We start from the raw sequence: 19,043 nt of genomic DNA on the forward strand, positions 1-19,043 counted from the left end.
CCTCTCAGGCCGGCTACCCGTCGTCGCCTTGGTGAGCCATTACCTCACCAACTAGCTGATAGGCCGCGAGTCCATCCTTGACCGAAAAACTTTCCACCCGCACCCGATGCCGGGGCAGGTCGTATCCGGTATTAGACGCCGTTTCCAGCGCTTATCCCAGAGTCAAGGGCAGGTTACTCACGTGTTACTCACCCGTTCGCCACTAATCCACCCAGCAAGCTGGGCTTCATCGTTCGACTTGCATGTGTTAAGCACGCCGCCAGCGTTCGTCCTGAGCCAGGATCAAACTCTCCGTAAAAAAATTACGACCCCCAACCCCGAAGAGAAGGAGAGTCAAGTTTGACCTCTAGCAAATAAGACATCTCTCCGACCCGAAAGCCGGAAGCTGACATCAATTTCCAAAGGAATCCCAACCCGATCCGAAGATCAAGGCCGGGGTATAAAATTGGCATTGAACATAGTGCACGCTGTTGAGTTCTCAAGAATCGGACACATCCCGCCTCCACACCAGAACGGTGCTTCACAACGGAAGTGATCGAAGATTGCTGTACGAGGGCGTGAGCCACTCGATTTGTTTTGCTTGCCGAGACCGGTTAGGCTTGTCAGAACCGAAGTCCCGATCGCCTCCGTGGCAACTCGACTAACCTAGCACATCCGCAGGCCGTGTCAAGTCCGGCTTCGTCGTGGTGTTCGCTGCACGATCGAGGACCGCACCGCTGCACCGGGCTCGGCCGTGAAGCCTTGCAACGAAGCCGGGACCGTGTCCCGTGGAGGCTTTGCATCTTACGCTCGCGATCCCGCAGTCTTCAAGAGACGAATCTCTAACAGGCCTGGGAGCGAGGGGATGGTCCCCGCTTGAGGTGGGCCAGCTGGTCTCGACGCTCTGCGCCTGACTCCCGCTTGCCGCTCCTTTGGGGTGACGAGGAGTTACATTACGTCGGGCCTCGGCCGAGCGGCAAATCGCCTGCGTCCCGGGCGTGTCGCGATTCAGGGGCCGTGCGTCGCTGAATGTCGACTCGGTACCCGACACCGGCTACCGGCTACCGGCTACCGGACACCGGACACCGGCTACCGGACACCGGCTACCGGACACCGGACACCGGACACCGGACACCGGACACCGGACACCGGACACCGGACACCGGACACGGGACACGGGACACCGTGTTGATGAGACCGCCGTCATCGTCCGCGTCCGCTCGAGGAGAGCGGGCACGCGGTCAGCGGACGAAGGCCCCGGCGAAGCTCTTCTTGCCGCGACGGAGGACGGCGATCCCGTCGATCAACGGGAGCTCGCCGAGCGTGACGGTCTCGGACGGGAGGGCGGTGTTGTTCACCGACAGCCCTCCCTGAGCGAGTGCCCGTCGCGCCTCCCCCGTGCTGGCGACGAGTCCGGTCTCGACGAACGCCTGCAGCGCCGGCGTCTCCGGTGTCGCCTCCATCGAGGGCACCGCCTCGAGCGCGCCGCGGAGGATGACCGGGTCGATCCCCTCGAGCGAGCCCTTGCCGAAGAGCGCGGCCGAGGCGTCGATCACCGACCGCGTCGCCTCCGCTCCGTGCACCAGCGACGTGACCTCCCAGGCGAGCGCGCGCTGCGCCTCCCGGCGGAACGGCTCGTCGGCGGCGGCCTTCTCCAGGCGCTCGATCTCCGTGCGCGGCAGGAAGGTGAAGATCCGCAGGCGGTCGGCGACGTCACGGTCGTCCGTGTTGACCCAGAACTGGTAGAACGCGTACGGGCTGGTGAGCTCGGAGTCGAGCCAGACGGCGTTGCCCTCGCTCTTGCCGAACTTTGTGCCGTCGGAGTTCATCACCAGGGGTGTACCGATCGCGTGGACCGACACGCCCTCCGTGCGGTGGATCAGGTCGGTCCCGCTCGTCAGGTTGCCCCACTGGTCGCTGCCGCCGGTCTGCAGGACGCACCCGTACTGCCGGTAGAGCTCCAGGTAGTCGAGTCCCTGCAGGATCTGGTAGCTGAACTCGGTGTAGCTGATCCCCGCGTCGGAGTTGAGGCGGGCGCTGACCGCGTCCTTCTTGAGCATCGTCCCCACACGGAAGTGCTTCCCGATCTCCCGCAGGAAGTCGATCGCCGACAGCGGAGCGGTCCAGTCGAGGTTGTTGACCAGGCGCAGCCCGTTGTCGCCGCCCGCGGGAACGAACCGGGACACCTGCGCCTGGAGGCGCTCGACCCACGCCGTCACCGTCTCGCGCGAGTTCAGCGTCCGCTCGGCCGTCGGACGCGGATCCCCGATCAGCCCGGTCGAGCCGCCGACGAGCCCGAGCGGCCGATGCCCGGCCAGCTGGAGCCGGCGCATGACGATCAGCTGCACCAGGTTCCCGAGGTGGAGGCTGGGCGCGGTCGGGTCGAACCCGCAGTAGTAGGTGATCGGCTCCCCCGACAGCAGCTCGCGCAACGCTCCCGCATCGGTCGACACGTGCACCGAGCCTCGCCAGACCAGCTCGTCCCACACGGAGTCGAAGGCGGGGTCGAGCCGCGGGCTCGTCGCGGACCCGGGGAGGTGCTGGTCGATCACCCGACCAGGCTACCGCGGCGGGAAGGAGCCGGTCTCCGGGAGTCAAGCGCACAGGCTTGATCCGGGGCGATCAAGTGCCGATACTTGATCGAGGAGGTCCGATGTTCGTCATCACCGCGGATCAGCGCGACAGCAGGCACGACCACGACCGCGTGGACCAGGCGATCGCGAGCCTGATCGACGACGGTCGGGCGTCGTTCGTCCTGCCCCCGGAGCGGACGGCGGGCGACGAGTTCCAGTGCGTGCTCGACCGGGCCGATGCCGTCGTCGCGCTCGTGCTCGAGCTGCACCGGACCGGCCACTGGAGCATCGGCCTCGGGATCGGCCCCGTCGACCGGCCACTCCCCGCGACCACGAGAGCGGCGACCGGGGAGGCGTACTTCGCGGCGCGCCGGGCGGTCGAGGCGGCGAAGGGCCGGCCGACGCGCTTCTCCCTCGATCCGGACGCACCGGGAACGGCGGCGCCGGCACCGGCGGACGTCCAGGCGCTGATCGATCCGCTCCTCCTGCTGCGCGACGCGCGCTCCGAGGCCGGCTGGCAGATCGTCGACCTGCTCGAGAGCGGCCTCTCCCAGAAGGATGCGGCCGAGCGCCTCGCCGTCAGCCCGCAGGCGGTCAGCCTCCGGGTCCGCGCGGCGAGTGCTCGAGTCGACGCTCCCGCCCGTGACGCGCTCGCGCGCCTGCTGACAGTGGTCGACCGTACGCTCGACCCCACCGACGAGAGGACACCCCGATGACGGCACCCCCCGGATCCCCCGCCCTGCTCCTCGCCTCCGCGCTGCAGTCCGCCTCGTGGACGGGCGTGGTGCTCGTGCTGCTCGCCGGACTCGCCGGTGCGGTGCTCGCCGTGCGCCTTCGCCGTCCGCAGCTCGCCTGGATCCCCCTCGTGGCGGCGGCCGCCGCCTTCCTGCTCACGGCGGTCGCCGGACCGTCCGCGCCCCCGATCCACTCCGTCCTGGTGGCGGTGCTGGCCTTCGCGCTGGCGATCGCGGGCGGCGGGCCGGTCGTGCTGCTCACCCTCCGGCTCGCGACGGCCGACTCCCGCAGCGGCAGCCACGGCGGCATCATGGTCGCCGGAACCTCCCGCCCCGCCGCCGGGAGCGCGCCCTCGGCGATCGGCCAGCCGATCGAGGTGCTGCGCGGGGGGACGACGATCGGGGTCCTCGAGCGGATCGCGACGGCCGGCGCACTGATGAGCGGTCTCCCCGAGGGGATCGCGGTCGTGGTGGCGATCAAGGGCGTCGGCCGCTTCAGCGAGCTCGCCTCCCCGGAGGCGCGCGAGCGGTTCATCATCGGCACGCTGGCGAGCCTCGCCTGGGCGGCGGCTCTCGGCGTTCTCGCCCGGCTCTACCTCGCGGGCTGAGCTCCGGGCCGCCGCCGGGGCACTGCTCTCCGGTAGGGCGAGACGGTGGGGTCGCCCGGGATGCTGAAGCGCCACGGGAAGTCGTCCCCGCCGCCCGGGCCCGAGACGCCGGTGCGCGGGCCCGCCGCCACGGAGGACGGCCTCTCCCCCGGCAGCAGCTCGAACGCCGCCTCGAGCGGGTCGCCCGACTCGGTGAGACGGACTCCGAGGGCCTTCGCCAGCCGCGCGGGTCCGCGGGCCAGATCCCGGCTGCGAACGGGTCCGCGCCGGATCATCGCGAGATCCTCCCCCGATACGACCTCGCCTGCGCGCAGCAGCACCGCCGACGCCGCGCCCGCCGGGGAGCAGACGATGTTCACGCAGGTGTGCATCCCGTACGTGAAGTACGCGTACACGGACCCGGGCGGACCGAACATGGGAGCCGTCCGGGGTGTCGGTCCGCGGTGCGCATGCGAGCCCGGATCCTCACCGGTTCCGAGGTACGCCTCGACCTCGGTCAGCCGGACGCCGACCACGCCCTCCGGCGTGCGGTGCAGGAGGACGCGGCCGAGCAGCTGCGGTGCCACCTCGAGGGCCGAGCGCGAGAGATCGGGGAGGTCGGCGCTCAGAAGAAGCTCTGGCCCGACACGAGGGTGATCACGATCACCGCGACGATGACGACTGCGGCGACGAGCACCAGAGTCCGCTGCTGCCAGGGGCGCAGCGGCGGACGGCCGTCGTCGCCCGGCGCTCCTCGAAGGGTCACGGGCGCTCCCCCCGGAGGGATCCGCGCACGACCCGGACGCGCTCGGTCAGCCGGGCGAGCTGCTCCGAGACGCGGTCGGGAGCCGTGCCGCCGACACCGTCCCGGCTCGCCACCGATCCCTCGATGCTGAGAACGGAGCGCACGTCGGGCGTGAGCAGCGGCGACACCGAGGCGAGCGCGGCGTCGTCGAGATCCTCGAGCCCCCTCCCCTGCGACTCCGCCAGCTTGACCAGCTCGCCGGTGATCTCGTGGGCGTCCCGGAAGGGCACGTGCTTCTTCACGAGCCACTCGGCCACGTCGGTCGCGAGGGAGAAGCCCTGGGGCGCGAGCTCCGCCATCCGGTCGGTGTGGAAGGTGAGGGTCGCGATCATGCCGGTGAACGCGGGCAGCAGGACCTCGAGGGTCGTCACCGAGTCGAAGACCGGCTCCTTGTCCTCCTGCAGGTCGCGGTTGTAGGCGAGCGGCAGCGCCTTGAGGGTCGCGAGCAGCCCGGTGAGGTTGCCGATCAGCCGGCCGGACTTCCCCCGGGCGAGCTCGGCGATGTCGGGGTTCTTCTTCTGCGGCATGATCGAGGACCCGGTCGAGTAGCCGTCGTCGAGCGTGACGAAGGCGAACTCCCGCGTGTTCCAGAGGATGACCTCCTCCGCGATGCGCGAGACGTCGATCCCGATCATGGCGCTGACGAAGGCGAACTCGGCGACGAGGTCGCGGCTGGCCGTCCCGTCGATCGAGTTCGGCACGCTCGACGCGAAGCCGAGATCGCGGGCGACCGCCTCGGCGTCCAGGCCGAGGGTCGAGCCGGCGAGGGCGCCCGAGCCGTAGGGCGAGACGTCCGCCCGGACGGCCCAGTCCCGCAGGCGCTCCAGATCGCGCAGCAGCGCCCAGCCGTGGGCGAGCAGATGGTGCGCGAGGAGCACGGGCTGAGCGTGCTGGAGGTGGGTGCGCCCGGGCATGATCGCCGTCGGGTGCGCCGACGCCTGCGCGGCGAGGGCGTCGATGAGCTGCACCACCAGCTCCGAGACGAGCGCCGCGTGGTCGCGGAGGTACATCCGGACGAAGGTGGCGATCTGGTCGTTGCGCGAGCGCCCCGCGCGGAGCTTGCCGCCGAGCTCGGGACCGGCTTCGAGCATCAGGCCGCGCTCGAGGGCGCCGTGCACGTCCTCGTCGGATTCGTCGGCGGCGAAGCTCCCGTCGGCGACGGCAGCCTCGAGCCGGTCGAGCGCCGCGAGCATCGCGGTGAGCTCGGCGTCGTCGAGGTAGCCCGCTCCGGCGAGCGCCCGGGCGTGGGCGCGGGAGCCGGCGAGGTCGTAGGGGGCGAGCTGCCAGTCGAAGTGGGTCGACCTCGAGAGCGCGGCGAGCTCGGGCGAGGGGCCGCCGGCGAAGCGGCCGCCCCAGAGGGCTCCGGCCTCGCCCGCGCGGGCGGAGGGTCGTTCCGTCATGGTTCTCCTCGGGTTCGGCTGTCGAGTCTACTGAGCGGCGTCGGCGGTGCCGGCGCGCTCCAGGAGCCACACGAGCAGGGCCTTCTGCGCGTGCAGGCGGTTCTCCGCCTCGTCCCAGATCACGCTCTGCGGGCCGTCGATCACGTCGGCGGTCACCTCGTAGCCGCGGTCCGCGGGCAGGCAGTGCAGGAACAGCGCGTCGGGAGCGGCAGCGGCCATCGTGGCGGCGTCGACCCGGTAGGCACCGAAGGTCGCGACGCGCGCCGCCTTCTCGTCCTCCTTGCCCATCGACACCCACGTGTCCGTGATCACGATGTCGGAGCCGGCCGCGCCCTCGTCGGGGTCGGTCGTGGTGATCGCCGATCCGCCGGTAGTCGCGGCGATGCGCTGCGCATCGGCCAGGACCGCCGCGTCCGGCGAGTACGACTCCGGGGAGACGATTCGGACGTGCATGCCGGCCGTGGCCCCCGCCAGGAGGTACGAGTGCGCCATGTTGCTCGCTCCGTCCCCGAAGAACGTGAGCGTGAGTCCGGCGAGGTGACCGCGGTGCTCGCGGATGGTCAGCAGGTCGGCGAGGAGCTGGCACGGGTGGAACTCGTCCGAGAGCGCGTTGACGACCGGCACGCGCGTGCTGCGCGCCATCTCCTCCAGGCCCGACTGCGCGTAGGTGCGCCACACGATGGCGGCGACCTGGCGCTCCAGGACCCGCGCCGTGTCGGAGGCGGTCTCCTTGCCGCCTAGCTGGCTGCTCGCGGTCGAGATGATCAGGGGGCTCCCGCCGAGATCGGCGATGCCGACCGCGAAGGAGACACGGGTGCGCGTGGAGGACTTGTCGAAGATCACGGCGACGGTCTGCGGCCCGGCGAGGGGCTTCCGGGAGAAGCGGTCGCGCTTGATCTCGAGGGCGAGGTCGAGGATCTCGGCCTGCTCGGCGGGAGTGATGTCGTCGTCGCGGAGGAAGTGGCGGGTCACGGTGCTGGTCGCTTTCGGTGGAGGTACGGGGTCAGAGGGTCTGCAGTGCGCGGCCGAAGCGATCGGCGAACTCGGCGACGTCGGCGGCGGTCACCACGAGCGGAGGCGCGAGCCGGATGCTCGAGTCGTTCGCCGCGTTCACGATCAGGCCGGCGTCGAGGCAGGCGGCGGCGAGCTCGGCGGCGACCGGCCGGGTCAGGGCGATGCCCAGGAGGAGGCCCGCGCCGCGGACCCCTCCGATCAGGGGCGAGTCGAGAGCGGTCAGCGCGTCGACGATCTGCGCCCCGCGCTCCCGCGCGTTGCCGAGAAGGTCGGCGCGCTCGATCTCGGCGAGCACGGCTCCGGCCACGGCGGTCGCGAGCGGATTGCCGCCGAAGGTGCTGCCGTGGTGGCCCTTCTGCAGGAGGTCGGACGCCTCGCCGAAGGTCACCAGCGCTCCGACGGGGAAGCCTCCGCCGAGCCCCTTGGCCAGGGTGACGGCGTCGGGCAGGATCCCCGCCTCCTGGTAGGCGAACCAGCGTCCGGTCCGCCCGACCCCGGTCTGGATCTCGTCGACGATGAGCAGCGCGCCGTGCTCGCGGGTGAGCTCCCGCGCGCGCTCGAGGTAGCCGGCCGGCAGCGGGATGACGCCCGCCTCCCCCTGGATGGGCTCGACGATCAGCGCGGCGACGGACTCGTCGAGAGCCGCCTCGAGGGCCTCGATGCTCGCCTCGAGGTGCTCGACCCCTCCCGGCATCGGCTCGAACGGCGCGCGCATGGCCGCCTTGCCGGTCAGAGCGAGCGCGCCCATCGTCCGCCCGTGGAACGCGTTCTGCAGCGCCAGGACGCGGTGCCGGCCGCCGGCCGCGTTCAGCCGCGCCAGCTTGAAGGCCGCCTCGTTGGCCTCGGTGCCCGAGTTGGCGAAGTAGACGCGGCCCGTCTCCCCGGCCCCGGTGAGGCGGCGCAGGGTCTCGGCGAGCTCGATCTGCGGGGCGGTCGCGAAGTAGTTGGAGACGTGGGCGAGCGCACCGGCCTGGCGCGTCACGGCCTCGACGAACACGGGATGCGCATGGCCGAGCGAGTTGACGGCGATGCCGCCGAGGAAGTCGAGGTACTCCCGCCCGTCGACGTCCCAGACCCGGCAGCCCTCGCCGCGCTCGAGCACGGCGAGCGGCGGCGCGAAGGTCTGCATCATCGCGGCGGAGTAGCGGTCGCGCGCCGAGCCGGTGCGGGACGCGGTCGTGGGGATGGACATGGTGGCCTTTCGATCGGAGCGGTCCGGCCGCGAGGGCCGACGGTGCGCGCGTCCCGGACGGGACGGGCGCTCGGAGCCGGGGCCGCTGAGGATCAGCGGCCCGACATTCGCTCCCGGTCGCGGGGGTCGAGCGAGGCGACGACCTCGGTGCCGATGCCCTCCGAGGTGAACACCTCGAGCAGGATCGAGTGCGGGATGCGGCCGTCGATGATGGCGGCCTTGGGCACTCCCCCGCGCACGGCGTCGAGGCAGGCGGTCATCTTGGGGATCATGCCCGATTCGAGCGAGGGCAGCAGAGCCGCGAGGTCGTCCGAGCGGATGTGCGAGACGAGCGACTCGCGGTCGGGCCAGTCGGAGTAGAGGCCGGCCACGTCGGTGAGGACGACGAGCTTCTCGGCGCCGAGCGCGACGGCCAGCGCGGCGGCGGCGGCGTCGGCGTTGACGTTCAGCGACTGCGTGGGGTCGTCCGAGTCGGGGGCGATCGAGGACACGACCGGGATCCGGCCGGCCTCGAGCTGAGCGAGGACGGCGGCGGGATCCACGGCGATCACGTCTCCGACGAGTCCGAGGTCGTGCTCCTCGCCGTCGATCACGACACCGCGGCGGCGGCCGACGAAGAGGCCCGCGTCCTCACCGGAGATGCCGGCGGCGAGGGGGCCGTGCTCGTTGATCCGGCGGACGATGTCGCGGCTGATGCTGCCGGTGAGCACCATCCGCACCACCTCCATCGCCTCGGGGCTCGTGACCCGGTAGCCGCCCCGGAACTCGCTCTCGATCCCGAGCCGGTCGAGCATCCGCGAGATCTGGGGCCCACCGCCGTGGACGACCACGGGGCGGATCCCGGCGTAGCGCAGGTAGACCATGTCCTGGGCGAAGGAGCGCTGCAGCTCCTCCGACACCATCGCGTTGCCGCCGAACTTGATCACCATCGTGCGCCCGTGGAAGCTCTGCAGCCAGGGCAGCGACTCGATGAGCGTCGCGGCCTTCCCGGGTGCGGCGTCGCGCTCGGCGCGGCTCTCGGCCGAGAGGGTGGTGTCGTCGCTCATGGCCGCCTCAGCTCGAGTACGCGGAGTTCTCGTGCACGTAGTCGTGCGTGAGGTCGTTTGTCCAGATCGTGGCCGTCGCGTCGCCGGCGTGCAGGTCGATGTCGACGGCGACCTGCCGAGGGGCGAGGTCGACGAGGTCGCGGCTCTTGTGCGGCTCGCCCGCGAGGCAGACCTGCACCCCGTTCATCGCGACGTCGATGCCGTACGGGTCGAACTGCGCATCGGTCGTGCCCACGGCGGCGAGGACGCGGCCCCAGTTGGGGTCCTTGCCGAAGATCGCGGCCTTGAACAGGTTGCTGCGGGAGACGGCGCGGGCGACGACCACGGCCTCGTCCTCGGTCGCGGCGTTCAGCACGCGGATCGCGACGTCGTGGGCGGCGCCCTCCGCGTCGGCCTGCAGCTGCAGGGTGAGGTCGCGGCAGACCGCGGTCAGGGCCTCGGTGAACTCGTCGGCGTCGGCCTCGACACCGCTGGCGCCGCTCGCGAGCAGTGCGACGGTGTCGTTCGTCGACATGCAGCCGTCCGAGTCGAGGCGGTCGAAGGTGACGCGGGTCGCGGCACGCAGGGCGGTGTCGAGAGCGGCGGACTCGAGGGCCGCGTCGGTCGTGATCACGACCAGCATCGTCGCCAGACCCGGCGCGAGCATCCCGGCGCCCTTGGCCATGCCGCCGATGCTCCAGCCCTGCTCGGAGCGGATAACCGCCTGCTTCGGGACCGTGTCGGTGGTCATGATCGCGCGGGCGGCCGCCTCGCCCGCCTCGGGTCCCCCGGCGAGCTCGGCGGAGGCGCCGGTCACGCCGGCGGTGAGCTTCGCGAGGTCGAGCTGGTCGCCGATCAGCCCGGTGGAGCACACCAGCACGTCGCCGGCGGACACCTCGAGGCTTTCGCCCACGAGCTCCGCGGTGCGGTGGGTGACCTGGAAGCCCTGAGCACCCGTGTAGCAGTTGGCGCCGCCGGAGTTGAGGACGATCGCCGAGACGACGCCGTCGCGCATCACCTGCTCGCTCCAGAGGACGGGGTTCGCCTTGCAGCGGTTGCTCGTGAAGACCGCGGCGGCGCTCTGCAGCGGGCCGAGGTTCTGCACGAGCGCGACGTCGCGCGCTCCGGTCGACTTCAGCCCGGCGACGACTCCCGCCGCCCGGAACCCTGCTGCTGCGGTGACGCTCACGGCGCGACTCCGTTCACGCTCAGGCCGAGGGACTCCGGGAGTCCCAGGGCGATGTTGGTGGACTGGACGGCTGCGCCCGCGGTGCCCTTGACGAGGTTGTCGATGGCCGAGACGACCACGACGCGGCGGGCCCGCTCGTCCACGGCGAGTCCGATCAGAGCGGTGTTCGCCCCCACCACGTCGGCCGTCCGGGGGAAGGAGCCCTCCGGGAGCAGCTGGACGAAGGTCTCGTCGCCGTAGGCGGTCTCCCACGCGGCGCGCACGTCCTGCGCGGAGACGCCGGGGGCGAGGCGCGCGGTCGAGGTCGCCAGGATGCCCCGGGACATCGGCACGAGGACCGGGGTGAACGAGATCGAGACGGATCCGGCTCCGGCGAGCAGGAGGTTCTGCCGGATCTCGGGATTGTGGCGGTGCACTCCGCCGAGGCCGTAGGCGTGCGCGGAGCCGAGGAGCTCGCTGGCGAGGAGGTCGGTCCGCAGGCTCTTGCCCGCACCCGAGGGGCCGACGGCGAGGACCGCGACGAGGTCCGACGACTCGATCACTCCGGCGTGCAGGCCGGGGGCCAGGCCGAGCGTGATCGCCGTGACGTTGCAGCCGGGGACGGCGATGCGCCGCACTCCGGCGAGCGCCTCGCGCTGCTTGCGTCCGCCGCCGCCGATCAGCAGCTCCGGGAGCCCGTAGGGCCAGGCCCCGGCGAAGTCGCCCCCGTAGAAGTCGGCCCAGTCCTGCGGGTCGGTCAACCGGTGGTCGGCGCCGCAGTCGACGACGAGGACGTCCTCGGGGAGGGTCGCGGTGATCTCGCCCGACTTCCCGTGCGGGAGGGCGAGGAAGACGACGTCGTGCCCGGCGAGGTTCCCGGTCGTCGTGTCGACGAGGACGAGGTCGCGGAGCGAGCGGAGGTGCGGGTGCACGGCGACGAGGGGCTGACCCGCGTTGGCGTGCGCCGTCACCGTGCGCACCTCGAACTCGGGGTGGTCGGCGAGCAGTCGCAGCAGCTCGCCGCCCGCGTAGCCGCTCGCACCGGCCACCGCCACGGAGAAAGTCATGCCCGAGAGCCTAGCCGGTGCGGGTGCGGGGCCCCGCCCGGCCGAACCGGACGGGACCCCCGGCCTCACTCGCGGAGTCGGGCGCCGAAGCGCTCCGCCGCCACGGCCACGCCGTTCTCCTTCGCGGCCGTCGCCTCGGCCGCGGTGAGCGTGCGGTCCGGCGCGCGGAAGCGCAGCGCGAAGGTCAGCGACTTCGTCCCCTCGGCGAGCCCGGTGCCGCGGTAGTCGTCGACCAGGCGGATCGCCTCGAGCAGCTCGCCCGCCCCCTCGGCGACGGCGGCGCGCACGTCAGCCGCCGCGGTGCCGACCGGCACGACGAGCGAGAGGTCCTGGGTCGCGGCGGGCAGCGCGCCCACCGGGCGGGCCACGACGACCCTCCCGGCCCGCGCGAGCAGCGGCTCCAGGTCGAGCTCGACCACGGCGACGCGGCGCGGCAGGTCGAGCTCCTCGGCGAGCGCCGGGAGCAGCTCCCCCGCGTGCCCGATGACCGCGCCGTCGAGAACGACCTCGGCGGTGCGGCCCGGGTGCAGCGCGGCGTGGGCCCCCTGGCGCAGCACCAGCTCGGTGCCGGTCGCCGCGGAGACCTCGCGGACCACGTCGAGGGCGTCGCGCCAGTCGACGTCACGGCCGGCGACACCGGGCTGGCGCACGACGGCGGCACCCGTGAGCAGCGCCGCGAGGTGCCGCGGCTGCGGTGGGATGCCCGCGTTCAGCTCGGCCTCGACCTCCGCGGACGGACGCGCCCCGCCCGCAGGGAGCGCCCCGGAGCCGAACGGGCCGCCGGCGGCCGGGAGGAAGACGGAGCCGAGCTCGTAGACCGCGAGATCCGTCAGGCCGCGCGAGCGGTTGCGGGCCGCGACCTGCACGAGACCCGGCAGCAGAGAGATCCGCAGCTGGCCCGCGGTCGCGTCGAGCGGGTTGGCGAGCGTGATCTGCTCCTGCGGCTCCCCGTCGACCGAGCCGAGCCGGTCGTTGATCGAGCGCGAGAGGAACGGGTACGAGAGCACCTCGGTCAGACCCGCGGCGGCGAGCGCCTGGGCGAGGGTGCGGCGCAGCCGCTGGCCCGGGGTCAGCCCGCGGCCGGGAGGCGCGACGGGCAGGATCGCCGGGATGCGGTCGTACCCGGTGATGCGGGCGACCTCCTCCGCGAGCGAGGCGCGGTCGACGAGGTCGGGGCGCCAGCTCGGCGGAGTCACCAGCAGGCCCGCTCCGCCGGTCTCGACGGAGGCGCCGATCTCGACGAGCGCGCCGCGGATCTCCTCCGGGGTGTACTCCACGCCGATGAGGCCCGCGACGTAGCCGTCCGGCAGCTCGACCGGCTCCGCCGTGCGCGGGTCGGCCAGGACCGAGCCGAGCTCGTCCGCCGTGCCGCCGGCGAGCTCTACCAGCAGCTGCACCGCGCGGGCCGCGGCGACCGAGGCCACCTCGGGGTCGACGCCGCGCTCGAAGCGCCGCGACGCCTCGCTCGGCAGCTTGTGCCGGCGAGCCGTCCGGGCGATCGAGACCGGGTCGAAGTTCGCCGCCTCGAGCAGGACGTCGGACGTGGCGTCCGAGATCTCGGTGCGCGCGCCTCCCATCACTCCGGCGAGGCCGATCGCCCCGCCGTCGTCGGCGATGACGAGGTCCTCCGCGTGCAGGCGCCGGGTCTGGCCGTCGAGCGTCTCGAGGGTCTCCCCCGGCGCGGCGCGCCGCACCACGATGCCGCCCTGCAGGGTCGCCAGGTCGTAGCCGTGCAGCGGCTGGCCGAGCTCGAACATCACGTAGTTGGTGATGTCCACGACGAGCGAGATCGAGCGGACGCCGGCCAGGCGCAGTCGCGCGAGCATCCACGGCGGCGTCGGTCGCGAGACGTCGACGCCCCGGACGACGCGCGTGACGAACACGGAGGCGCCGACACGGCCGCGGATCGGCGCCTCGTCGGCCACGGACACGGGGAAGACGGGCGCCGTCTCCGTGCGCTCGTGCGGAGGGAGCGCCTGAGCGGGGTCGCGGAAGGCGGCTCCGGTGGCGTGGGCGTACTCGCGGGCGATGCCGCGGATCGAGAAGGCGTAGCCGCGGTCGGGCGTCACGTTGACCTCGACCGCGGCGTCGTCGAGACCGAGGAGCGCGACGGCGTCCGTGCCCGGCTCCGGGTCGAGCCCGAGTGAGGCGAGGCGGAGGATGCCGTCGTGGTCGTCCCCGAGGCCGAGCTCGCGGCTCGAGGCGATCATCCCGTCGGACACGTGCCCGTAGGTCTTCCGCGCGGAGATCGGGAACGGCCCGGGCAGGACCGCGCCCGGCAGTGACACGACGACCTTGTCGCCGGCCGCGAAGTTGTGGGCTCCGCAGACGATGCCGCGGACGTCCTCTCCGCCGTCGGCGGCACGCCCGCCCTCCGGGGCCACGCGGACGTGGCACCAGTTGATGGTCTTGCCGTTCTTCTGCGGCTCCGGAGCGAGGTCGAGCACCTCACCGACGACGACGGGGCCGGTCACCTCGAAGCGGTGGACGTCCTCCTCCTCCAGGCCGACCGACACCAGGGCCGCGTGCACGGACTCCGTCGTGACGTCCTGCTCGAGGTCGACGTACTCCCCCAGCCAGCTCAGCGGGATGCGCATCAGATCACCATCCCGTACTGCTCGCTGAAGCGGACGTCGCCCTCGACCATGTCGCGCATGTCCTTCACGTCGTTGCGGAACATCAGGGTCCGCTCGATCCCCATGCCGAAGGCGAACCCGGAGTACTCCTCCGGGTCGATCCCGGCCGCGCGCAGCACGTTCGGATTGACCATGCCGCAGCCGCCCCACTCGATCCAGCGGGCACCGCCGACGAAGGTCGGGTGCCAGACGTCCAGCTCGGCGCTGGGCTCGGTGAAGGGGAAGTAGTTCGGGCGCAGGCGGATGCGCGCGTCGTCGCCGAAGAGGATCCGCGCGACGTGCTCGAGGGTGCCCCGCAGGTGCGCCATGGTCAGGCCGCGGTCGAGGGCGAGACCCTCGAACTGCGTGAACACGGGCGTGTGCGTCGCGTCGAGCTCGTCGGTTCGGTACACCCGTCCGGGAGCGATCACGTAGAGCGGCAGCGGGCGCTCGAGCATCGAGCGGATCTGCACCGGCGAGGTGTGCGTGCGCAGCACCAGGTGCGAGTCGACGGGGTCGACGAAGAAGGTGTCCTGCATGGCGCGGGCCGGGTGGTCCTCGTCGAAGTTCAGGGCGTCGAAGTTGAACCACTCGTTCTCGAGCTCCGGCCCCTCCGCGATCTCCCAGCCCATCCCGACGAACACGTCGGCGATCGACTCCTGGAGGAGCGAGAGGGGGTGGCGGGCGCCGCGGCGCACGAAGCTGGCGCCGGCGGTGACGTCCACGCGCTCGGCCTCGAGCGCGGCCGCGTCCTCCGCCTCGACGAGCTCGGCCTCGCGGGCGGCGTAGGCGTCGCCCACCTGCTTGCGGGCACCGCCGACGAGCTTGCCGGACGCCGCCTTGTGCTCGGGCGGGACGGAGCGCATCTGCGCGTTGAGGCGGGCGAGGGCGGACCCCTCGCCGAGGTGGGCGGCTCGGGCGGACTTCAGAGCGGTGGAGTCGCCCGCCGCGCCGATGGCGGCGAGGGCGTCGGCGACCGCCGCGGTGACGGCCTCGTCGGTGATCGGGTTGCTGTCTGACACGATCCCCCAGTGTAGGCGAGGGCCTCCGCCCCCTCCCGCCGCCCGCGCGCGGTGCTCGTCGCGCTCGCCCGCGGCCGGCCCCCGTCTGCGCCGACGGCTCTCGAAGCCCCGCCACCGGCGCTGCTCGACCAGCAGGGGCGGGTTCTCGCTACGCCGGGGTCGGAGGCCGCTCCACCGGCAGGAGGCGGGGCACCGCCGGACGGGAAGACGCCCGGACCGATCGCGGCTCCCCGATCACCACCGCCTCCGCGTCGACGACGCCGGAGCGGAGCACCACCGCTCGATGCGCTGAGCGATCGCCGGACCCTCGAGGCGAACAGGAGAATCGCGTGTCAGCGATTCTCCGTATCCGGACGCAGGACGCTCTGCGGAACCCGACCCCGTCAGGAAGCCGACCGCGGTGAGGATCGCCCTCGGGCGATCCTCACAGTTCAGTCCTGCACAGCGATCAGCTGCGTGTCCGTCTGCGCGCGGGCTGCGGGGTGGCCGCCGATGGTGCGGCCGCCGCGTCCGCCGCTCTTCGTGCGGATCTCGATCCACTTCGCCAGCCCCGAGAGGAGGAGGCAGATGCCGATGTAGATCGCTCCGATGACGATCGCAGCCGGGATGATCGGGCTGTCGAGGCTCGACTGGTTGCCCAGGTAGCGCGCGTAGTACAGCAGCTCGTTGTAGGTGATGATCGAGCCGAGCGCCGTGTCCTTGAGGGCGACGACGAGCTGGGCGATGATCACGGGCAGCATCGAGCGGATCGCCTGGGGGAACAGGATGAGCCGCATCACGCCGGACTTGCGCAGGCCGATCGCGTAGCCCGCCTCCTTCTGTCCTCGCGGGAGGGCTTCGATGCCGGCGCGGAAGATCTCGGAGAAGACGGAGCCGTTGTAGAGGGTCAGGGCGATGACGACGGCGAGGTAGGGGCTGAGCTTGAGGCCCGCGAACGGCAGGCCGTAGTACATCAGCATCATCAGGATCAGGACGGGGATCGCCCGGAACAGCTCGATGAAGAGCGTGACGGGGACGTTGATCCAGCGCCGGTCCGAGAGCCGGCCGATCGCCAGGAGGAGGCCGAGGACGAGGCTGGCGACGCCCGCCGTGGCGAAGGCCGCGAGCGTGCGGCCGAGGGCGCCGCCGATGCTCTGCCAGACCAGCGGGTAGCCGAACGCGCGCCACTTGGAGGCGTCGAACTGGCCGGACTCCGCGAAGCGCCAGACCACGAAGCCGAGGAACGCCGCGATCAGCAGGACGACGACGACGCCGATGACGCGGTTGCGCACGACGGCCCGGGGGCCGGGGTTGTCGAAGAGGACGGAGCTCATCGGGCGACCCTCCACTTCTTCTCGAGCTGACGTTGGACGAGCGAGAGCAGGGTGACCAGGACCACGAAGACCAGGGCCACCCAGAGGACGACGATGAGGCTGTTCTCGCCGCGCTCGTTGAGGACGCGGACGATGGTGCCCGCCTCCGCGACCGAGAAGCCGGCGGCGACGGTGGTGTTCTTCAGCAGCGCGATCAGGACGCTCATGAGCGGCGGGATCACGGAGCGGAAGGCCTGGGGCAGGACGACCTGCGTCATCGTGAGGCCGAAGTCGAGGCCGATCGCGCGGGCGGCCTCGGCCTGGCCGATCGGCACGGTGTTGATGCCCGAGCGCAGCACCTCCGCGACGTAGGTCGCGGTGTAGAGGCTGAGGGCGCAGATCGCCAGGTTCGTGTAGTCCACCTGCGGCAGGTCGAGCTTGGGGTAGCCGAAGGCGAAGAAGAACATCACCAGCGTGAGCGGGGTGTTCCGGATGGTGTTCACGTACACCGTGCCGACCGCGCGGGCGATCGGGACGGGCGAGACGCGCATCGCGCCGACCACCGTGCCGATCAGCAGGGCGAACACGAGCGAGACGCTGAAGAGGATCAGGGTGTTGCCGAAGGCCGGGACGTAGACGTCGAGGTTGTTCAACAGGACATCCATACGGCTGGCCCTTCTGTCGGAGCGGTGGTGGTGGTCGAGGAGAGGGGACCCCCGGGCGGCGGTCGGGCCGCCCGGGGCGCCTCCTAGTAGTCGTTCACCGCCGGCTGGGTGACGGTCGTGCCGGACTGGCCGAGCGTCTCGTCGTAGATGGCGCTCCAGGTCTCGCCGCCGTCGGTCAGCATGCCGTTGACGAAGTGGCGCAGGGCGTCGTCGTCCTTGGGCAGGCCGATGCCGTAGAGCTCGGTGCTGAAGGGCTCTCCGACGACCTTGAGCTCGTCGGGCTTCTGAGCGGCGTAACCGATCAGGATCGCGCCGTCGGTGGTGACGGCGTCGACGGTGCCGTCGGAGAGGGCGTCCACGCACTGCGAGTACGTGTCGAACTCCTCGGTCTTCACCTCGGGGTAGTTGGTGCGGATGTTCTGGATCGGGGTGGAGCCGGTGGCCGAGCACACGGTGGTGTCGGCGGTGAGGTCGTCCGGTCCGGTGATCGTGTCGTTGTCGGCCGCGACGAGCAGCTGCTGGCCGGTCTCGAAGTAGGGTCCGGCGAAGCCGACCTGCTCCTTGCGCTTGTCGGTGATCGAGTAGGTGCCGACGTAGTAGTCGATGTCGCCGTTCACGATCGACGCTTCGCGGTTGGCCGACGGGATCGCCTTGAACTCGATGGCGTCGGCCGCGAAGCCGAGCGAGGCGGCGGTCCACTTCGCGATCTCGATGTCGAACCCGGAGCGCTCGCCGGTCGCCGCGTCGAGGTAGCCCAGCCCGGGCTGATCCTCCTTGACGCCGATGACGACCTTGCCGTCCGCGGTCATCGCGTCGAAGGTCGGGCTGCCGTCGAGAGTGACGTCGGAGGCGACCTCGTACGCGGAGGTCCCTCCCTCGGAGCCTCCACCGGCGCCGCCGCCGGCGGTTCCGGAGTCGCCGGAGCAGCCGGCGAGGGCGAGGGTCGCTGCTGCGAGTCCCGCGGTCATGAACATGAGCCTGATGCGCATGATCGTCCTTCCTGGGGTTCGGCCCGCCGGAGCGGGCGATGTCGGGTCGGCTCCCGGGTCACGGGTCCGACCTGCCTGGTGGCTGCGGATCGCGCTTCTAGTGCGTGATGAGCTTGGAGAGGAAGTCCTTGGCCCGGTCGGTGCGGGGCGCGGTGAAGAACGACTCCGGGTCGGTGTCCTCGAGGATCTCGCCGTCGGCCATGAACACGACGCGGTCGGCGGCCTTCCGGGCGAAGCCCATCTCGTGGGTGACGACGATCATCGTCATCCCGTCCTTGGCGAGCCCGACCATCACGTCCAGGACCTCGTTGATCATCTCGGGGTCGAGCGCCGAGGTCGGCTCGTCGAACAGCATCACCTTGGGCTTCATCGCCAGCGCCCGCGCGATCGCGACGCGCTGCTGCTGCCCGCCGGAGAGCTGGGCCGGGGTCTTGGCGGCCTGGTGGCCGACGCCGACCCGGTCGAGCAGTGCCGTGGCCTGGGCCTCCGCGTCCTTGCGGGAGAGCCCGCGGACCTTGATCGGGCCGAGGGTGACGTTCTCGAGGATCGTCTTGTGCGCGAAGAGGTTGAACGACTGGAAGACCATCCCGACGTCGGCGCGGAGCGCGGCGAGGCCCTTGCCCTCCTCCGGGAGCTTCTGACCGTCGATGGTGATGGTGCCGCCCGAGATCGTCTCGAGCCGGTTGACCGTGCGGCAGAGCGTCGACTTGCCGGATCCGGAGGGGCCGAGGACCACGACGACCTCGCCCCGGTGCACCGTCAGATCGATGTCCTTCAGAGCCTGGAAGTCGCCGTAGTGCTTCTGCACCCCGGAGAGGACGACGAGGGGTTCACCGGCGGGAGCGGCGGCGCGCTCGTCTTGCGGGGCTGTGACCATGCCGTCAGAGAAGCACACGGGGATGGGCCGGTCAAATCA

At 71.6% G+C, this 19,043-nt stretch carries 17 protein-coding genes and 1 rRNA gene; 2 read left to right on the top strand and 16 right to left on the bottom strand.

Annotated features, from left to right (window positions below; translation table 11 throughout):
- Positions 1-298: ribosomal RNA gene (locus C5C74_RS02420) — 16S ribosomal RNA — on the bottom strand; the annotation flags it as partial.
- Positions 299-1,220: 922 nt separating this feature from the next.
- Positions 1,221-2,531, bottom strand: coding sequence for a tyrosine--tRNA ligase (tyrS, locus tag C5C74_RS02430; protein ID WP_104224503.1), 1,311 nt, complete (start codon positions 2,529-2,531; stop codon positions 1,221-1,223).
- A 101-nt stretch (positions 2,532-2,632) separates the two neighbouring features.
- Here tyrS and C5C74_RS02435 point away from each other — a divergent pair, with 101 nt between their 5' ends.
- Positions 2,633-3,268 (top strand): DNA-binding protein, encoded by a 636-nt coding sequence (locus C5C74_RS02435; protein WP_104255580.1) that lies wholly within the window; start codon positions 2,633-2,635, stop codon positions 3,266-3,268.
- Positions 3,265-3,894, top strand: coding sequence for a hypothetical protein (locus C5C74_RS02440; protein WP_258059401.1), 630 nt, complete (start codon positions 3,265-3,267; stop codon positions 3,892-3,894). The genes C5C74_RS02435 and C5C74_RS02440 overlap by 4 nt, the downstream gene beginning before the upstream one ends.
- On the opposite strand, the gene C5C74_RS02445 is transcribed toward C5C74_RS02440, so the two are convergent.
- From C5C74_RS02445 to C5C74_RS02505, 14 genes are all read right to left on the bottom strand, one after another.
- On the bottom strand, positions 3,879-4,502 hold the full coding sequence (locus C5C74_RS02445; protein WP_104224501.1) for a DNA-3-methyladenine glycosylase: 624 nt from the start codon (positions 4,500-4,502) through the stop codon (positions 3,879-3,881). The genes C5C74_RS02440 and C5C74_RS02445 overlap by 16 nt on opposite strands.
- Positions 4,499-4,639, bottom strand: a complete 141-nt coding sequence (locus tag C5C74_RS17245; RefSeq protein ID WP_160034127.1) for a hypothetical protein — start codon at positions 4,637-4,639, stop codon at positions 4,499-4,501. Before C5C74_RS17245 ends, C5C74_RS02445 begins: the two co-directional genes overlap by 4 nt.
- Positions 4,636-6,078 carry an argininosuccinate lyase gene (gene argH, locus C5C74_RS02450; protein WP_104224500.1) on the bottom strand — a complete coding sequence of 481 codons (1,443 nt, stop codon included), beginning with the start codon at positions 6,076-6,078 and terminating at the stop codon, positions 4,636-4,638. Before argH ends, C5C74_RS17245 begins: the two co-directional genes overlap by 4 nt.
- A gap of 27 nt (positions 6,079-6,105) precedes the next feature.
- Positions 6,106-7,050, bottom strand: a complete 945-nt coding sequence (gene argF / locus C5C74_RS02455) for an ornithine carbamoyltransferase (protein WP_104350923.1) — start codon at positions 7,048-7,050, stop codon at positions 6,106-6,108.
- Between the two features lie 31 nt (positions 7,051-7,081).
- Positions 7,082-8,284, bottom strand: a complete 1,203-nt coding sequence (locus C5C74_RS02460; protein WP_104350924.1) for an acetylornithine transaminase — start codon at positions 8,282-8,284, stop codon at positions 7,082-7,084.
- A 92-nt stretch (positions 8,285-8,376) separates the two neighbouring features.
- The gene (argB, locus tag C5C74_RS02465) at positions 8,377-9,330 is read right to left on the bottom strand and encodes an acetylglutamate kinase (protein ID WP_104224497.1); all 954 of its coding nucleotides are present in this window, start codon (positions 9,328-9,330) and stop codon (positions 8,377-8,379) included.
- A 7-nt stretch (positions 9,331-9,337) separates the two neighbouring features.
- Positions 9,338-10,498, bottom strand: a complete 1,161-nt coding sequence (argJ, locus tag C5C74_RS02470) for a bifunctional glutamate N-acetyltransferase/amino-acid acetyltransferase ArgJ (RefSeq protein WP_104350925.1) — start codon at positions 10,496-10,498, stop codon at positions 9,338-9,340.
- Positions 10,495-11,544, bottom strand: a complete 1,050-nt coding sequence (gene argC / locus C5C74_RS02475) for an N-acetyl-gamma-glutamyl-phosphate reductase (RefSeq protein WP_104283775.1) — start codon at positions 11,542-11,544, stop codon at positions 10,495-10,497. The genes argJ and argC overlap by 4 nt, the downstream gene beginning before the upstream one ends.
- A 65-nt stretch (positions 11,545-11,609) precedes the next feature.
- Entirely contained in the window at positions 11,610-14,141 is a 2,532-nt protein-coding gene (pheT, locus tag C5C74_RS02480; RefSeq protein WP_104350926.1) for a phenylalanine--tRNA ligase subunit beta, read from the bottom strand.
- Positions 14,141-15,181, bottom strand: coding sequence for a phenylalanine--tRNA ligase subunit alpha (pheS, locus tag C5C74_RS02485; RefSeq protein ID WP_104350927.1), 1,041 nt, complete (start codon positions 15,179-15,181; stop codon positions 14,141-14,143). Before pheS ends, pheT begins: the two co-directional genes overlap by 1 nt.
- Positions 15,182-15,612: 431 nt before the next feature.
- Positions 15,613-16,494 (bottom strand): amino acid ABC transporter permease, encoded by an 882-nt coding sequence (locus tag C5C74_RS02490; protein WP_104224492.1) that lies wholly within the window; start codon positions 16,492-16,494, stop codon positions 15,613-15,615.
- On the bottom strand, positions 16,491-17,138 hold the full coding sequence (locus tag C5C74_RS02495) for an amino acid ABC transporter permease (RefSeq protein ID WP_104224491.1): 648 nt from the start codon (positions 17,136-17,138) through the stop codon (positions 16,491-16,493). The genes C5C74_RS02490 and C5C74_RS02495 overlap by 4 nt, the downstream gene beginning before the upstream one ends.
- 83 nt (positions 17,139-17,221) lie before the next feature.
- On the bottom strand, positions 17,222-18,127 hold the full coding sequence (locus C5C74_RS02500) for a glutamate ABC transporter substrate-binding protein (protein ID WP_104350928.1): 906 nt from the start codon (positions 18,125-18,127) through the stop codon (positions 17,222-17,224).
- 97 nt (positions 18,128-18,224) lie between these two features.
- A complete protein-coding gene (locus tag C5C74_RS02505; RefSeq protein WP_104224489.1) occupies positions 18,225-19,004 on the bottom strand; it encodes an amino acid ABC transporter ATP-binding protein in 780 nt (259 codons plus the stop codon).
- Positions 19,005-19,043: the final 39 nt, after the last annotated feature.

Origin of the sequence: Rathayibacter sp. AY1E8, from assembly GCF_002931415.1 — a bacterium.
Classification (GTDB): Bacteria; Actinomycetota; Actinomycetes; order Actinomycetales; family Microbacteriaceae; genus Rathayibacter.

What these genes read in the sequence shown, in the direction of transcription:
- C5C74_RS02435 (WP_104255580.1), top strand. Translation starts at nt 2,633, where the DNA reads ATGTTCGTCATCACCGCGGATCAGCGCGACAGCAGGCACGACCACGAC.
- C5C74_RS02440 (WP_258059401.1), top strand. Translation starts at nt 3,265, where the DNA reads ATGACGGCACCCCCCGGATCCCCCGCCCTGCTCCTCGCCTCCGCGCTG.
- argH (WP_104224500.1), bottom strand. Translation starts at nt 6,078, where the DNA reads ATGACGGAACGACCCTCCGCCCGCGCGGGCGAGGCCGGAGCCCTCTGG.
- C5C74_RS02460 (WP_104350924.1), bottom strand. Translation starts at nt 8,284, where the DNA reads ATGTCCATCCCCACGACCGCGTCCCGCACCGGCTCGGCGCGCGACCGC.
- argB (WP_104224497.1), bottom strand. Translation starts at nt 9,330, where the DNA reads ATGAGCGACGACACCACCCTCTCGGCCGAGAGCCGCGCCGAGCGCGAC.
- argC (WP_104283775.1), bottom strand. Translation starts at nt 11,544, where the DNA reads ATGACTTTCTCCGTGGCGGTGGCCGGTGCGAGCGGCTACGCGGGCGGC.
- pheT (WP_104350926.1), bottom strand. Translation starts at nt 14,141, where the DNA reads ATGCGCATCCCGCTGAGCTGGCTGGGGGAGTACGTCGACCTCGAGCAG.
- C5C74_RS02490 (WP_104224492.1), bottom strand. Translation starts at nt 16,494, where the DNA reads ATGAGCTCCGTCCTCTTCGACAACCCCGGCCCCCGGGCCGTCGTGCGC.
- C5C74_RS02495 (WP_104224491.1), bottom strand. Translation starts at nt 17,138, where the DNA reads ATGGATGTCCTGTTGAACAACCTCGACGTCTACGTCCCGGCCTTCGGC.
- C5C74_RS02500 (WP_104350928.1), bottom strand. Translation starts at nt 18,127, where the DNA reads ATGCGCATCAGGCTCATGTTCATGACCGCGGGACTCGCAGCAGCGACC.
- C5C74_RS02505 (WP_104224489.1), bottom strand. Translation starts at nt 19,004, where the DNA reads ATGGTCACAGCCCCGCAAGACGAGCGCGCCGCCGCTCCCGCCGGTGAA.